This window comes from Arthrobacter melezitosi (assembly GCF_054511055.1).
Map to the genome: position 1 here is coordinate 38,677 of NZ_JBTNDJ010000001.1, position 14,793 is coordinate 53,469.

Genomic DNA, 14,793 nt, shown 5'->3' on the forward strand with positions numbered 1-14,793 from the left:
GGAGCGGCTGCGCTGCTGCTAGGAGGCCTTGGAGTCGTACCACCAGTGGGCGGCGGTGCTGGAGTCCGCGCGTCGCACGGGAAGTTCGAGGACCTCGCCTGTCCGCCGGGGCCGGGTCAGGAGCATTCGCGCGCCGGCGAGCAGCGCCGTCGGAAGGGAGACAATTGCGGCCACCGCAAGGGCGTAAACGGCGACGAACGCGTGGACCGGAGAGTCGGAAAGTCCCGCAATGAACCCTGCACTGCCCAGCCCCATCCACAGCCAGAACAGCCCGACGGTGAAGAGTGCGGTGCGGGCGCGCCGGTAGCTCAACGGATACCGCACCCGTTCACGCTGCATGATGTCTCCCCAGACTTTTGGTGTGGCCCGCACCCCCACGGGCCACGCTTCGAATACTAGCGGCCTTCACCCCCGTTTCGGCCGTTCGAGATGGAATTGAGACCTGGCCGCCCGGCCGAGGCGCCGTCGGGCAACCTCACGTGCCCGGGGCCCAGATCCTCAATCCGATTCACCCCCAGCAGCCGCATGGTCCGCACAGTCTGGGAGGCGAGGATTTCGATCGCCCGGTCCACCCCCGCACGCCCCCCGGCCATCAGCCCGTAGAGGTAGGCCCTGCCCACCAGGGTGAAGTCCGCACCCAGGGCAAGTGCGGCAACAATGTCACCGCCGCTCATGATGCCGGTGTCCAGGATGATCGCTGTCCTCCCCTTGAGTTCGCCCGCGATCTCGGGGAGCAGGTGGAGCGGGATCGGCGCGCGGTCAAGCTGCCGCCCGCCATGGTTGGACAGGACGATGCCGTCGGCGCCGTGGTCCACCACCCGCCGCGCGTCCTCAAGGGTCTGGATCCCCTTCACCACGAGGTTCCCCTTCCACACTCCGCGCAGCCAGCTGAGATCCTCGTAGGTCAGGGTCGGATCGAACATTGAGTTGATCAGCTCGGCCACGGTCCCCGGATAATGGGACAGCGACGCGAAGGACAACGGTTCGTGGGTGAGGAAGTTGAACCACCACGCCGGCCGGTAGGAGGCATCGGCGACCGTTCGAAGGGTCAGCGCCGGAGGGATGGTCAGGCCGTTCCGGACATCGCGCAGGCGCGCTCCGGCGACGGCCGTATCGACGGTGACCATCAACGTATCGTTGCCGGCGTCCGCGGCCCGGTCGATCAGCTCCATCGAGCGGGCCCGGTCGGTCCACAGGTAGAGCTGGAACCAGTTGCGCCCTCCGGGGGCCGCGCCGGCGACGTCCTCGATCGACGCCGTGCCCATCGTGGACAGCGTGTACGGGATGCCCGCCGCTTCGGCGGCGCGGGAGCCCGCGTACTCGCCCTCCGAGTGCATCATGCGGGTGAAGCCCGTCGGCGCGATGCCGAAGGGCAGTGCCGCCTGCCTGCCCAGGATCTGCGTGGTGGTGCTGACAGTGGCGACGTTGCGCAGGATTGCGGGACGGAATTCGAGGTCGGTGAACGCGTGCCGGGCCCGGGCCAGGGAGATCTCGGCCTCCGCCGCCCCGTCCGTGTAATCGAAGGGTGCCCGGGGAGTCCGGCGCTTGGCGATCGCGCGGAGATCCTCGATGGTGTTCGCGCGCCGGAGCCGGGACGCGCTGCCGACCTCCGGTCTGCGGAACCGCAGGAGCGGTGCGAGGTCGCTGGCGCGGGGGACGCGGCGCCGAAGGGCGGGGGGAGTATTGGGCTGCATGGGGTGCCTTTGATGTGCGGGGCAGTCTGCTCGGGACCAGAGGCTACGCGGGGAAGAACGCCGTTGCAACGCCGGTCCAAGTGCCGGACCGGGGGCCGCCGGGGGCCTGCCATGGACCGGAAATTCAGTAAGTCTCCTGAGGTTTCCCTTTTCAATGATCTCCACTAGACTGCACGGACTGGTCAAGCAGGAGGCCATGGACCCACCACAGTGGAGCAGACCATGGAAGAGAACGCCCAAGTACTGGATCGACCCGGGACTCCCCGTCCCGCCGCCGCCGACCCGGGGTCACTCCCTCGGATCTCCCGGCTGGCGATCGGTGCTACCCGGCAGGTTGACGATGTGGACTTCCCCACCGACCTGTCCGAAGTGCCGACGCGCCAGCTCCGTGCGCTGTGCAACAGGGTCTACCAGCTCCTCGACTGCGATTACCCGACCATGGAGACCCGCGACCGGTACGAAGAGCTCGTCGAGGAACTGGAGCGGAGGGAATCCGCCGTCGAGGCGCAGGTTGAACCCGCGGGGACGCGGGAGGTGTTCCGCGACAACGTACTCTTCTCCCGCTTCGAGCTTTACCGCAACGGGGTGATGGCCGGGTACGTCCAGTACGAGATGAGGGGCGGCGACGTCCTGCTCCTGCACGCGGTGGTCGACCCGCGCTTCCGCAAGCTGGGCCTCGAGCCCTTCCTCATGCAGTCGGTCCTGCTCAACGCCCACCGGCGCCGGCTGGCCGTCACTCCGTACTGCCCCGAGGCCCAGGAATTCCTCCGGGCGAACCCCCACTACCTGGCGCTGCTTCCGCCGAGGCAGCGCCGCCGCTTCAAGGTCCTCACGGCCGCCAAGACAGCGGCGCAGGAGGGCCGGCGGTAACCCCTCCCGAACGGGCCGCGCAGTGCGGCGCTCCGACCGGTGCCGTCAGAGGCCGGTGGCGCGCAGGGTGATGTTCAGCCGCCCCGTCAGACCGAGGCCTGGGTCGGCCGTGCCGGCGTGGGTTCGGAGGACCCCGTGGTAGGCGAACCGGGACGGTCCGCCGAAGACGAACAGGTCACCGGATGAAAGGACGAGGTCCTGCCAGGGCCGGTTCCGGTTATCGCTGTTGCCGAAACGGAAGACGCACTCGTCGCCCAGGCTGAGGGAAACCACGGGGGCGTCGGAGCGCTCGTCCCGATCTTGGTGCATGCCCATTTTCGCTGCGGCGTCGTAAAAGTTGATGAGTGCCGCGTCGGGTGAGTACCCGGTTCCGCTGCCCGGGCCGTAGGCCGCGTCCAGCGCCGCCCGGCCCAGGGCGCCGAGTGCCTCCGGAAACGGGGCGACCTGCCCGCCGCCGGCGTCGTCGGCCGTCCTGCTGTAGCGGTAGGGCTGCCAGTGCCAGCCGAGGCAGACGGTGCGCACCGACATGACGCCGCCGGTTGGCATCCGGGCCGCGCGCATGGGCACCGGACCCGCCGCCCACTGCCGGCACGCGGCCACGAGTTCCCGCTGTTGCTCGGGTGTAAGCCAGTCCGGCACATGCACCGCTCCCGGGGCGACCTCGCTGCGTTCCCGCGGGAAGAGGGAACCGCCCGGAGCGGTCATGGTCCCGGCTCCAGGGTTCGGCGACGGCGCGCCGTCAGCAGCAGTCGGTGGGTGGTGATCACCACGGCGAGCCAGGCCAGGCCGAGGGTCCAGGCGACAAGGATGTCGGTGAGCCAGTGGTGGCCGAGGAAGACACGGCTCAGGCCCATGGTGACGGCAAAGAGGACCGCCGCCGCGACGGTCAGGACGGGGGTGCGCCGGTGCCGTGAGCGGCGCAGGACGAGGAGGTAGGCCACCACACCCGCGATGACTATGGCATTGAGGGAGTGCCCGCTGGGGAAGGACGGCGAGCTTTCGAACGGCGGCACCGCAGCATCCAGCGGCGGACGCAGGCGGCCCACCGCTTCCTTGCCTGCGATGGTCATCAGCAGTGAGCCGAAGGCAGCCGCGGAGATGAGGATGACCGGGGTCCAGGACCGCCGGCGGAATGCCAGCAGCGCCATGACCGCCACGGTGAGGATGGGCATGCCGACCGGCCCGCCGAGATGGGTGTACCCCGTAATCAGGCCGTTCAGCCAGGGCTCGCGGAGTGACAGGGCGAAGTCGAGGGCGGGCTGGTCGAGGGCCGCTACTCCATCAGCCTCAACGACCGATTCGTACACCTCCGAGGAGGCGGCCGTCAGGGCGGCGGCCACGCCGCCGCCGATCGCCAGGATCAGCAGCATGGCCCAATGGGGACCGGCCCACCGGGCCAGCGGCAGGACCATCCGCACGAGCCACCGGCCCGCCGGTGTGGCCCAGCGGGTGATGTCCCGTGACCCGACGTAACGGTCGTCTTCAGCGGTCATGGTTCGACTCTAGCCACGGAGCGCCGCCGGTGGCACGCTGTGTCCGGTCCTGTCCACCCCTGCCCTGCCGTGCAGCGTGCGGTTAGGCTGGGCCGCATGAGCGATTCGACAACCGCCGCCGACCTGCTGCGCAGCGCTCCTGTCTTCCCGCAGGCGATGCCCTCCTTCGATCCGGCGCAGGCGCCGGCGTCGCCCCTGCCGCTGTTCCTTGAGTGGCTTGAGTCCGCCGTCCGGTCCGGGATCCACGCACCGCACGCGGTCAACCTGGCCACCGTCGGCGAGGACGGCGCGCCGGACGCGCGGATCGTGATCCTCAAGGATGTGACGGGCGCCGGGTGGGCGGTGGCCTCGAGCACCGACAGCCCCAAGGGCCGCCAGCTTGCCGCCAACCCGTCCGCTGCCCTGACCTTCTTCTGGCCGGAGCTGGGACGCCAGGTCCGGGTGCGCGGGCCCGTCGCCGTCGCCGGGCCGGAGGAGAATGATCGGGACTTCCAGCGCCGCCACCCCTCGGCCCGGGCCCTGGTCCTGGCCGGGCGGCAAAGCGCAGTGGTGGAGGACCCAAATGACATCGACTCCGCCGTCCGGGCCCGGCTCGCCCAGCTCGAGGCGGAGCCGGGTTTGGGGTCCGCCTCGAGCTGGGCGGTGTTCACTGTTGAGCCGGCGGCTGTTGAATTCTGGCAGGCGGACCCCGAACGCCGCCACATCCGGCTCCGCTACACCCGCACGGGTGGCTCCTGGCGGACCGACCGCTTGTGGCCCTGAGGCCGCCGCGCCGAGGATCGTCGGCGGGCCGGACGGGTTCCGGCTCCCGCCGGGTGCTCCCGGTCCCGACGGCGGCTTCAGCGCCGGCAGGTGCGCCCCGGCGAACCGGTGGCAGTCCAAGTTACCGGCTAGTAATATGAGCCGATGCACTTACTCCTGCGCACCCTGCTCCTGCTCCTGACCTCGCGCCGCCGGTCCGCGCTGGATGTCTGGGGCCAGTCCTCGCTTCCGCTGCGCGTCCTGCCAACGGACATCGACATCGCCATGCATGTCAACAACGGCATGTATTTCTCCCTCATGGACCTCGGCCGCTTCGACCTCATGGTCCGCAGCGGCGTTTGGGCTCGGATGCGGCGGCGGGGGTGGAGTCCCGTGGCGGCGGGGGAGACCATCAGCTTCCGCAAATCGCTCCGCCTGGGCCAGCGGTACTCGATCGAAACGAGGATCATCGGCCTTGACGACCGGGCCGTCTACTTCGAGCAGCGCATGGTGGCGGACGGCGAGATCTATGCGCGTGCCTTCATCGCCACCCGGCTGGTGTCCGGCGATGGGCCGGTTGCCAACGAGGAGATTCTCAAGGAGTTCGGGCTTCCTCCGGCGGACCTGGTGCTCCCGGAGTGGATCCATGAGTGGCGCCTGAACAACGCGCTGCCGGGCAGCCGGCGCCCGGCCCCCCATTCCTGGGCGGCCTGACGGTCGATGCCGGTGCCGGCCCCGCCCGTGCCGATGCCTCTTCGGCGGTGGCACGGGCGGACCGGCACGGCGGGAGCCCGAATTTCGGCCCCTTACCGCGCACCGAATCCGCGCTCTGGCACCGATCGGCAGGGAGGGTGCAGTCCGCCCCCTCCCTGCCGATCGGTGGGCCCGATCCGCCCGCCTAGTGGGCGCGCCGTGAACGGGATGCGAGCATCATGGTCACGAGTGCGGCCAGGATCAGCAGCGGCAGGGCCACGGCCAGGATGCCGGGTGAGCTGACCACGGACGCCGGGGTCATCGCTGAGGTGGAGGCGGACATCCGTTCGGTTCCCTCGGCGAGCTTTCCGTTGCCCTCGGCCAGCTGGGCGGCGCCGTCGGCGAGTTTGGCGTTGCCGTCGGCGAGCTTGGTAGCCCCGGCATTGAGGTCGCCCGCCCCGGTGTCAAGGCGAGCGGCTCCCTCGCTGAGCTTCCCCATGCCGTCCTTCAGGTTGCTGGTGCCCGAGGCGAGCCGGGTCGAACCCTCGGAGAGCTTGAGCGCGCCCTCGGCGAGGCGGGCGTTGCCGCCGCTCAGGGCGACGGCGCCTTCGTTGAGCCGACCGGCGCCCGCGAGGAGGCCGGGCTCCGTGGTGGTTCCGTGGTAGCCGGCGTTGAGCTGCATCAGTCCGCCATTGAGTGCGGCGGTTCCCTCGGCGAGCTGGCCTGCGCCGCCGAGCAGCCCGGGCTGGCCGGCCGATCCATGGAAGCCGGCGTCGAGCTGCTGCATCCCGGCGGTGAGCTTGTCGGTCCCGGCCTTCAGCGGCGTCAGCCCCTCGGTGTACAGGCGGTTGAGCTTGGCCTGCGACTTCAGCGTGCCCTCGTGGACAAGGGCCGTGCCGTTGGCCAGGGCCTGGGTGCCCGGGACCACTTTGTGCTCGGTGGCCAGGGCCAGGTTGCCACTTCCGGCGCTGAGCTCGACCAGGCCCGCGTTGAGCCTGTCCGCCCCACCATCCAGGGCCTCAATCTCCTTCAGCAGCGCGCCGATCATAATTTCCGGACGCTGCCGTGCGAGGTCCAGCAGCTGCTGGGTGCCACCGGCAACCTGCCCCGAACCGTCCCGGGCCTGAATGGTGCCGGCGTTGAGCCGGTCCACGCCTGCGTCGAGCTCGGCGGCGCCGTCGCGGAGCGCCGCGGCTCCGGCGGCCGTCTTGGCTGCGCCCTCGGCGAGCAGGGCAGCGTCGGGGATCGAGACCTCGGTCTCGGCCATAATGTCCGAGACGCCCGTGCCGAGGGCCGCTGAGCCGTCAAGGGCGCTCCGGGTGCCCGCCGCGAGCTGGCCGGCCCCGGCTGCGAGCCGCGAGGCCCCGTCGGCCGCGCGCTGGGCACCGGCCTGGGCCCGCGCGGTGCCGTCGGCGAGCTTGGCGGCGCCGACGGTCAGCCGGGCCGTACCCGCCTGCAGCTCTGCCGCCCCGGTTGCTGCCGCTCCCGCGCCGGCGCTCAGCGAGCCCGCCCCAAGGTTGAGGTCCGCGGCACCGGTGGAGAGGGATGCCGCGCCGGTCCCGGCCGTCTTCAGGCCGCTGGAAAGCTTGGCAGCTCCCTCGTCGAGGGTTGCCGTTCCCTCGGCCAGCTTCTTCGACCCGTCGCGCGCCGACGCGGCTCCGGCGCTGAGCGCCGCCGATCCGTCATTGGCCCGCGCCGCTCCATCCGAGAGCTGGCCGGCTCCGTTGGCCACCTTGCCGGTGAAGAGGGCAAAGAAAGCCAGGAGTGCCACGAGGAGCAGGGCAAGGAAAACCGTCACGACCGCGTGCAGGCGGTTGGGAGTGGGCGCGCTGGATCTGAGCATCTGCTGAAAGTCCGTTCTCGAATCGGGAGGGCCGATGACGAGACGCGGGCAGGAGGATCTTCGGTGCCGGGTGCGCTCGTCATTGAGCAGTCCATGGGCGCCCCCGGCACGGAAGCCCGGCGTCGTCCACGGTGAACCGATGTGATTCAAGTTACATTTGTAAACTACTGGGCGGTAACATAGCAAGGACTCCGGCGATTAACTTATCTCCGGGCAGGTGCGGGGGCCCGAATGGTGAGGGCCGGACGAACTCAGGCCGGGACGTTCCGGCGGCTCCGCACGAGGTGCCCGGCGGCATACAGCACGAGGCCCACGGCCAGCAGGATGCCTGCGCGCAGCCAGGTCGCGCCGTCCTGCTGGCTCAGCAGCAGGAGGCAGGAGCCGATGGCGAGGTACGGGATCGCGGCCGGAATCCGGAAATGCGGGTGCCCCACCCGGTCCCGTTTGAGCACAAGGACGGCGATGTTGGTTGAGAGGAAGACGAACAGGAGGAGCAGCACCACGGTCTCGGCAAGGGAGGCGAGGTCGCCCGTGAGCGTCAGTGCCATGGCAGCGCCCGTGGTGATGAGGATCGCGACCCAGGGGGTCCGCCGGTTTGGCAGGACGCGCCCCAGGACAGGGGGGAGCAGGCCCTGGCCGGCCATTCCATACGTGAGGCGGCTGGCCATGACGAGCGCGAGCAGCGCGCCGTTGGTGACTGCGACGAGCGCCACGAGGCCGAAAAGCCACGGCGGGATTCCGGCCCCGGTGGCAGCGACGACGTCGAGCAGGGGCGAGGAGGACCCTGCGAGGTCCTTCGCCGGCAGGGCCGCGGACGCCGCGAGGCCAATCAGCAGGTAAACGGCACCGGCCGTGAGCAGGGCGCCGAAGAGGGCGCGGGGATACACGCGGCTGATCCCGCGCACCTCCTCGGCCACGTTGGCCGACACCTCGAACCCGACGAAGGAGTAGTACGCGATCAGCGAAGCTCCGAGCACTGCGGCCGCCGGATTCACTCCGGGGGCGAACTCGCCCACCCGGGAGACATCACCGCCTCCGGTCAGGACGAAGAACGCCACAACGCCGATCACCAGGAGGAGCCCGGACACCTCGATGACGGTCATGACGACGTTGCTCCGCACTGATTCCTCGATCCCCCGGGCGTTCAACAGTGCCAGGAGCGCGAGGAACACCAGGGCGGCCGGAGCGGCCGGGACATCCACGAAGGCGGCGAGGTAGTCCCCGGTGAATGCCAGGGCGAGACCGGCTGCACTGGTCACCCCCGCGGCGAGCATGCAGAACCCGACGACGAAGGAGATGAGGGGCCTGCGGAAAGCCCGCTCGGCGAAGACGGCGGCGCCACCGGCGCGTGGATACTTGGTGACGAGTTCCGCATAGGAACCCGCCGTCAGCAGTGCCAGTCCCAGTGCGGCCATCAGCGGCACCCAGAGGGCGCCGCCCACCTCCTTCGAGATCACTCCCACGAGGGCATAGACCCCGGCTCCGAGGATGTCCCCGAGGATGAAGAAGAAGAGGAGCCGCCCGCTTACGGCGCGTTTGAGCTGGGTGTCGCTGCGTAGCTTAGAAATGGTCACCAGGGAAGTGTATTGGAAAATGCTAAGTCGGCTGATGAAACTCCTGTGTGGGGTGGAGCAGTCAGGTCCCGTCCACCTACATTGGGACAATGAGTCCATCTGAAACGGTTCCCCTGCCCTCACCCACCCCGCTCCAGCGGCTGGCGGAGGCACACCGGGTGGGATCGACCTTCCAGGGCTGGGACGGGTCGCTGCAACAGGTTCAGCCCGGGACCCTCGTCTCGGTCCTCGCCGCGCTCGGCGTCCCGGCAGACACGCCCGCCGCCGTGGAAGCTTCCCTCGCCGCGGCGGAGGAGGCGCCCTGGCGGCGGCTCCTGCCCCCGGTGGTCGTCGTGCGCGCCAGCGCGGTCGACCCCATCCGTCTCCACCTCCCGGCCGGAGCCGAGGTGGAGGTGTGGGTCGACGGCGAGGACGGGCTTCGCTACACCGGCAGCGTGGACCCGGACCCGGTTGCTTCGCACGCGGTCGACGGCGTCCGAGTCGAGCGCGTCAATGCCAGCCTTCCGCACTCCCTCCCACTCGGCTGGCACACCCTCCATGCAAGGGCCGGTGGGCGCGCGGCGTCCTGCGCCCTGGTGGTGACCCCCGACCGGCTGACCACCACCGCGGCGCTCATGGACTCCAGGAACTGGGGGCTGATGGCCCAGCTGTACTCGGTGCGCTCCTCGAAGTCGTGGGGGATCGGGGACCTTGCCGACCTCGGACAGCTCGCCGGGGTGGCCGCCGAGAAGGGTGCCGGGTTCGTGCTGGTGAATCCGCTGCACGCCGCCGAGCCGACGCCGCCGGTCGAACCGTCCCCCTACCTGCCGACCACCCGGCGGTTTTTCCACCCGATGTACCTGCGCATCGAGGCGATACCGGAGTACGCGCGGCTGGACGCGGAATCCCGCAGGGCGGTGGACTCGCTGGCGGGCGGATTCCGTGAGGCCAACACCACGGCGGACCTGCTGGACCGCGACTCGTCCTTCGCGGCGAAACTCAGGGCGCTCGAGCTGATCTTCGCCGTGGAACGCCCCGCCCAGCGGCAGGCCGACTTCGAGGAGTACTGCGCCGGGCAGGGCCAGGGGCTTGAGGACTTCGCAATGTGGTCCGCCCTGGCCGAAACCCTCGAGCCCGGGGCTCCGGAGTGGGAGGAAGCGGGACGGCCCGGCTCCCCGGAAGCCCTGCGGGCACGGGAGCGGCTCGCCCCGAGGGTGGAGTTCTCCAAGTGGCTCCAGTGGCTGTGCGACGAGCAGCTCCAGGAGGCCCAGATGGAGGCCACCGACGCGGGAATGGAGATCGGGATCGTGCACGACCTCGCCGTGGGCGTGCACCCCAGCGGCGCCGACGCGTGGGCCCTGCGGGACGTCCTGGCCCAGGGGATCAGCGTCGGGGCCCCGCCGGATATGTTCAACCAGCACGGGCAGGACTGGAGCCAGCCGCCGTGGCACCCGGAACGGCTCGCGGAGTCCGGCTACGCCGCATTCCGCGACATGCTCCGAAATATCCTGCGGCATGCCGGCGGCATCCGCGTCGACCACATCCTCGGCCTGTTCCGGCTGTGGTGGATCCCGGCCGGTGCCGAACCCGGCGGTGGGGCCTACGTGTACTACGACCATGAGGCGCTGATCGGGATCCTCGCCCTCGAGGCGGAGCGCGCGGGGGCGATCGTCGTCGGCGAGGACCTTGGCGTGTTCGAGCCCGGCGTGCAGGAATACCTGGCCGAGCGGGGCATCTTCGGTACCTCCATCCTGTGGTTCGAACAGACGGAAAGCGGCCCCCGGCCTCCGGAGGAGTACCGCCGGGCCTGCCTCACAACAGTCACCACCCACGACCTCCCGCCATCGGCCGGCTACCTGGCCGGCGAGCACGTCGTGCTCCGTGAGTCCCTCGGCCTGCTCAGCCGCCCCGTCGAGGAGGAGCGCGCCGAGGACCAGGCGATGCAGGCAGGCTTCCTGGCCGTGCTGCGCGAGAGGGGCCTGCTGCCCGAGGGGCAGGCATCGGTCCAGGAAACCGTCGAGGCGCTCCATGCGTTCATCGCCCGGTCCCCGTCGGTGCTGCTCGGTGTCGCGCTCGCCGACGCCGTCGGGGAACGCCGCACGCAGAACCAGCCGGGGACGAACAACGAGTATCCGAACTGGCGCATCCCGTTGGCCGACGCCGACGGAAGGGCCGTGCTGGTGGACGCCCTGGCGGACAACCAGCGCTTCGACTCCCTGGTGGCGGCGCTCCTGCGGGCCGCGCCGGTGGCCGGGTCAAGCGGAAATTTCCGGGACCGGAAAGAACCCTAAGCTCACTGACTTTCCCGTTGCCGTCCGGTAGATATGGAGGATGCCTCACACCTCTTCGCACGACGTCGTCATCCTCGGCGGGGGACTTGCCGGGCTCAGCGCCGCGCTTGTCCTGGGCAGGGCCCGGCGCGGCGTCGCCGTCGTGGACACGCGCGGTCCCCGCAACGCGGCGGCCGAGGCCGCCCATGGGTTCCTCACCCGGGACGGCGCCCCGCCGCTTGAACTTGTCGGGACGGCCCGCGAGGAGGTGGCGGCATATGGCGTCGAACTTGTCGACGGCGCCGGAGTGGCTGCTGCGCGGACCGGAACCGGATGGCGGGTGGAGCTGGAGTGCGGCCGGACGCTCGAGGCGCGCCACATCGTCGCCGCCACCGGGCTCCAGGATGTCCTTCCCGCCCTCGACGGTGCCCGGGAGGCCTGGGGCCGCGGACTCTTCCAATGCCCCTACTGCCACGGCTGGGAGGTCCGCGACCAAAGGCTTGGCGTCCTCGGAACTGCGGAATCGTCGGTCCAGCAGGCGGTCCTGCTGCGCCAGTGGTCGCCGCACGTTGTGTTCTTCGCGCACACCATGGACACGCTCACCGAGGAGGACCGCCTGCAGCTCAAGGAGCGGGGGGTGCCGGTGGTGGAGGGGGAGGTCAAGGGACTGGCCACCGGAGCGCAGGGAGGAGTTTCGGTCCAGCTTGCCTCCGGTGCCGCCGTCGAATGCGACGGACTGTTCTGCGAACCGCAGGCGCAGGTGGACGCGGCGCTGACGGAGGCCTTCGGCTGGGAGCTGCGCGGTGATGGATGCGTCGCGACGGACGAACTGGGCCGGACGAGCGTGGCCGGGGTATGGGCCGTGGGTAATGCCGCCGATCCCGCGGCCCAGCTGATCTCCGCCGCGGGGGACGCGTACCGGATGGCCGTTGCGCTCAACGCCGTCCTCGTCGAGGAGGACGCAGCGCGGCCCTGAGCGCCCGCCGCCGGCTCAGTATCCTTGGAAGCCGGTCAGTCCTTCCGAGGCGGCGGTGATGGCCGCCTCGACGCCGGCCACCCGGCCCGGGGTGCTCCCGGACCGCAGCCGGCGCAGCAGTTCCTGCAGTGCCGGTTCCGGTCCTTCGGCGACAATGTCCACGGCACCGTCGTCGCGGTTCACCGCGGACCCGGCCAGGCCGAGCTGCTCGGCCTGGATGCGTGTCCAGTAGCGGAAGCCGACGGCCTGCACCTCGCCGGTGACGACCGCTTCGAGGCGGTGGTTCCTGCTCATGGACATTCCCTTTCGCCGTGCCGAACCCGCCGCGGCCGCGCTAGCCGCGTTGGTGCCAGTTAAGCCAGGTCGCGGCCTCCTGGGCAATATCGGCCGGGACCGTGTGGGGACCGTTGAACTCGTGGTAGGCAACCTCGTAACCCTCGCGTTCGAGGGCCGGGACGATGCGCCGGCTCGCGGTCTGGATGGGCAGCACCGTGTCCCCGGTGCCGTGCGCGATGAACACCGCCGGTTCGCCGCTGCGCGGGGCCGGCGGAATGAAGCCGGGGGAGAAGGCGACAACGCGCTGGAACAGGTCGCCGTTGGCCAGGCCCAGCCCCAGGGCGTAGGAGGCGCCGTCGGAAAATCCGCCGATTCCGATCATTGACGGATCGACGGGGACGAGGTCGAAGACCTGTTCAAGGGAACGGTTGATCAGGTCGACGTCGGGCCCGTAGGTCTCCCGGATGGCGTCCCAGGTCGAACCCCGTGAGGCGGGGGAAAGAATAACGATGTTGTACTCGTCCGCGGCGCGGCGCAGCAGCGCCAGCCCGCCGGCGGCGTCGCCCCCCGCGCCGTGCAGGGCGACCAGCAGCGGTGCGGGCCGGTCCGGGCGCAGGCCCTCGGGAACATAGACGAGGGGATCGCGCCGGGACTCCAGCCCCAGGCGGTGCGTGCCCTTCATTGTCCGGTCGTCCTGCTGGTCCGGGTTGGGCCGCGCCGAAAGCAGCGCCGGATTTTCCTGAGTCTTCACGCTTCCTCCCGGAGGTCCGCATCCATAAACCGCTGTCAGCAGCGCACACTGGCCGGCCCCCACCAGAAATTCGCGGCGCGTCACCACGGATTTCAGTTTAGGTGAGGGGCCCGCGTTACGGCAGGGCCGCCGGAAGAAACCGGACGTTAAACAGGACACCACCCCAGCCGGGAACGGCGGGGGTGGTGTCCTGCAGGCGGGGCGGCCGTGCGGGGCGGCCGGACCGCTACTCCTTGACCGGGATCGACTGCGACTTCAGGGACTCGACAGTCGCCTTCTCGCCGGAGGTGAGGGCATCCATGAGGGTGCCTTCCCCGCCGATGGCCTTGCCGAAGCCGTCCGAGACATCGGTGTAGGTCTGGGTCATCGTCGGGCCCCAGGTGAAGTTCGGGTCGACGTTCGAGGAGGCCTCGGCGAAGACGTCGTAGATCTTCTGTCCGCCGAAGTACTCAACGCCACCGCTGAACGCGTCGAGGTCGGTGGCCGACTTCGCGGCCGGGTAGAGGCCGCCGAGTTCATTCGCCAGGGCCAGGGCCTCGGGGTCGGTGTTCAGCCAGAGGGCGAACTGCGCCGCCTCGTACGGGTGCTCCGAGCCCTTCAGGACCGCGGTGGAGGAACCGCCCCAGTTACCTGCGGCCGTTCCGCCGTCCTCCCACTGCGGCATGGGGGCCACGGCCCACTTGCCCGAGGTGTCCGGGGCGCCGGTGGCCAGCGTCGAAGCGCCCCACACCGCCGAGATCCAGGTCCACTGGTCACCCTCGTTGAAGGAGGCGTTCCACTCGTCGGAGAAGGAGGGAAGGGTCGACACCTGGTCCTTCTCGAGCAGGCCCTGCCAGTAGTTGGCGACCTGCTCGGACTCCTCGCCCGTGAGGTTCACATTCCAGCCCTCGTCGTCGTTGGAGAACCACTGACCGCCGGCCTGCCACACATTGCCGGCGAACCAGTTCACGTCACCGCGGGGGAAGTTGGTGATGTACGAGCCCTGGGCCTTGATCTGCTCGGCCGCCGCCGCGTACTCCTCCCACGTGGTGGGAACCTCGATGCCGGCCTGCTCGAAAAGGTCCTTCCGGTAGAACATGGCCATCGGGCCGCTGTCCTGCGGAATGGCGTAGACGGCGTCGTCCTCACCGAAGGTCACCTGGCCCCAGGTCCAGTCGACGAACTTGTCCTCGGCGTCGGAGACGTTCTCGCAGGCCGCGATGTTCTCAAGCCCGTCCTGGACGCGGAAGTTCGGCAGGGCGTCGTATTCGATCTGGCCGAGGTCCGGCGCGTTGCCGGCCTGCAGCTGGTTGAAGAAGTTCTGGTAGGTTCCCGAGTTGCCGTTCGGGCCGGTCTGCACCTTGACCTGAATGTCGGGGTTTTCCTCGTTCCACAGGTCGACGACCTTGTCCATGCCCGGAACCCAGGTGGTGAAGGCCAGCTCGACGGGACCGGACGACGGCTCGCACGAGCTGCCGCCTTCGCCGCCGGCCGTGGAGTCGCCGCCGCCGCCGCCTGCGCAGCCGGCGAGGGTGAGCGCAGAGACCATGGCAAAGGCTGCGGTGGCTTTTCCGTAATGCGCGCGCATTTTCTATTCCTATCGGTGGGGGGGGTGCCCCGCGGCGGTTGCCGCGGGGCAGGTTGATGGGGTTGG

Annotated in this window: 14 protein-coding genes; 5 read left to right on the plus strand and 9 right to left on the minus strand. The window is 70.0% G+C overall.

All coding sequences use genetic code 11. The features are described from left to right. Positions 1–18 precede the first annotated feature (18 nt). Together ACX80W_RS00215 and ACX80W_RS00220 are read right to left on the minus strand one after the other, a co-directional pair. Positions 19–339 (minus strand): hypothetical protein, encoded by a 321-nt coding sequence (locus ACX80W_RS00215; protein ID WP_459279328.1) that lies wholly within the window; start codon positions 337–339, stop codon positions 19–21. 56 nt (positions 340–395) lie between these two features. After that, complete coding sequence (locus ACX80W_RS00220) at positions 396–1,694, minus strand: alpha-hydroxy acid oxidase (RefSeq protein WP_459279330.1); 1,299 nt, start codon at positions 1,692–1,694, stop codon at positions 396–398. 222 nt (positions 1,695–1,916) lie between these two features. On the opposite strand from ACX80W_RS00220, the gene ACX80W_RS00225 reads away from it, so the two are divergent. After that, positions 1,917–2,564, plus strand: a complete 648-nt coding sequence (locus tag ACX80W_RS00225; RefSeq protein WP_459279331.1) for a GNAT family N-acetyltransferase — start codon at positions 1,917–1,919, stop codon at positions 2,562–2,564. A 45-nt stretch (positions 2,565–2,609) separates the two neighbouring features. Here ACX80W_RS00225 and ACX80W_RS00230 read toward each other — a convergent pair whose 3' ends face one another. Beyond that, on the minus strand, positions 2,610–3,269 hold the full coding sequence (locus tag ACX80W_RS00230; RefSeq protein WP_459279332.1) for an alpha-ketoglutarate-dependent dioxygenase AlkB family protein: 660 nt from the start codon (positions 3,267–3,269) through the stop codon (positions 2,610–2,612). Further along, the gene (locus ACX80W_RS00235) at positions 3,266–4,057 is read right to left on the minus strand and encodes a phosphatase PAP2 family protein (RefSeq protein ID WP_459279334.1); all 792 of its coding nucleotides are present in this window, start codon (positions 4,055–4,057) and stop codon (positions 3,266–3,268) included. Before ACX80W_RS00235 ends, ACX80W_RS00230 begins: the two co-directional genes overlap by 4 nt. 96 nt (positions 4,058–4,153) lie before the next feature. Between ACX80W_RS00235 and ACX80W_RS00240 the strand changes: the two genes are divergently transcribed. Continuing rightward, a complete protein-coding gene (locus ACX80W_RS00240) occupies positions 4,154–4,819 on the plus strand; it encodes a pyridoxine/pyridoxamine 5'-phosphate oxidase (RefSeq protein WP_459279336.1) in 666 nt (221 codons plus the stop codon). 144 nt (positions 4,820–4,963) lie between these two features. Then, positions 4,964–5,512, plus strand: a complete 549-nt coding sequence (locus ACX80W_RS00245) for an acyl-CoA thioesterase (protein ID WP_459279338.1) — start codon at positions 4,964–4,966, stop codon at positions 5,510–5,512. A gap of 184 nt (positions 5,513–5,696) precedes the next feature. Here the strand turns inward: ACX80W_RS00245 and ACX80W_RS00250 are convergent, their stop codons facing one another. Then, entirely contained in the window at positions 5,697–7,334 is a 1,638-nt protein-coding gene (locus ACX80W_RS00250; protein ID WP_459279340.1) for a hypothetical protein, read from the minus strand. A 251-nt stretch (positions 7,335–7,585) separates the two neighbouring features. Next, positions 7,586–8,908, minus strand: coding sequence for an APC family permease (locus ACX80W_RS00255; protein WP_459279342.1), 1,323 nt, complete (start codon positions 8,906–8,908; stop codon positions 7,586–7,588). A gap of 89 nt (positions 8,909–8,997) precedes the next feature. Between ACX80W_RS00255 and malQ the strand changes: the two genes are divergently transcribed. Both malQ and ACX80W_RS00265 read left to right on the plus strand, forming a co-directional pair. Next, positions 8,998–11,178: a 4-alpha-glucanotransferase gene (gene malQ / locus ACX80W_RS00260; protein WP_459279344.1), complete on the plus strand. Its 2,181-nt coding sequence runs from the start codon at positions 8,998–9,000 to the stop codon at positions 11,176–11,178. Positions 11,179–11,218: 40 nt separating this feature from the next. After that, on the plus strand, positions 11,219–12,133 hold the full coding sequence (locus ACX80W_RS00265) for an NAD(P)/FAD-dependent oxidoreductase (protein ID WP_459279346.1): 915 nt from the start codon (positions 11,219–11,221) through the stop codon (positions 12,131–12,133). Between the two features lie 15 nt (positions 12,134–12,148). Here ACX80W_RS00265 and ACX80W_RS00270 read toward each other — a convergent pair whose 3' ends face one another. From ACX80W_RS00270 to ACX80W_RS00280, 3 genes are all read right to left on the minus strand, one after another. Beyond that, entirely contained in the window at positions 12,149–12,427 is a 279-nt protein-coding gene (locus ACX80W_RS00270; RefSeq protein ID WP_459279348.1) for an acylphosphatase, read from the minus strand. A gap of 40 nt (positions 12,428–12,467) precedes the next feature. Beyond that, positions 12,468–13,160 carry an alpha/beta hydrolase gene (locus ACX80W_RS00275; protein ID WP_459279350.1) on the minus strand — a complete coding sequence of 231 codons (693 nt, stop codon included), beginning with the start codon at positions 13,158–13,160 and terminating at the stop codon, positions 12,468–12,470. A gap of 226 nt (positions 13,161–13,386) precedes the next feature. After that, positions 13,387–14,727: an ABC transporter substrate-binding protein gene (locus ACX80W_RS00280; protein ID WP_459279352.1), complete on the minus strand. Its 1,341-nt coding sequence runs from the start codon at positions 14,725–14,727 to the stop codon at positions 13,387–13,389. Positions 14,728–14,793 lie beyond the last annotated feature (66 nt).